Origin of the sequence: Desulfosporosinus sp. I2, from assembly GCF_000960765.1 — a bacterium.
GTDB lineage: Bacteria > Bacillota > Desulfitobacteriia > Desulfitobacteriales > Desulfitobacteriaceae > Desulfosporosinus.
The window spans coordinates 1-436 of record NZ_JYNH01000325.1 but is presented as its reverse complement, the minus strand read 5'-3'; the positions used below and the strand labels follow the sequence as shown (position 1 = coordinate 436).

General features: G+C 47.2%; 1 protein-coding gene and 1 pseudogene. Both read right to left on the bottom strand.

What is annotated here, in order from left to right; translation table 11 throughout:
- The coding region (locus UF75_RS30625; RefSeq protein WP_242860442.1) for a hypothetical protein at positions 1–98 on the bottom strand (98 nt) is incomplete at its 3' end.
- A pseudogene (locus UF75_RS25940) lies at positions 95–436 on the bottom strand (acetyl-CoA C-acyltransferase); the annotation flags it as partial. The gene UF75_RS30625 and the pseudogene UF75_RS25940, both read right to left, overlap by 4 nt.

Here is a 436-nt window from a genome sequence, read left to right as displayed (position 1 = left end):
ACAATTTCTGGATTCCACTTGGCGATCCTTTGACTCGTTAAAGCGACCGCCGCAAAGGCCTCATTCGCTTCAATTAAGTTAATATCCTGAATGGTCATTCCTTTTGTTTTAAGAGCTTATTGATTGCCAGTCCTGGAGTTGTAGCAATATAGGCAGGCTCTTGAGCAACGCTGGCATGCCCAAGTATCGTCGCCAGTGGCTTCTTCCCTAATTCACGTGCTTTTTGCTCACTCATTAGTACCATTGCACCAGCCCCGTCATTGACACCAGGTGCATTTCCGGCTGTGACAGTACCTTCTTTGACAAAAATAGGAGGTAAAGCAGATAGTTTGGCAAGAGTGGTATCTCGCCGAGGCCCTTCGTCATGGGCAAACCAAAGAGAATCCCCTTTTCGTTGTGGGATTTCCACTGGAGCAATCTCATCGACGAACTTACC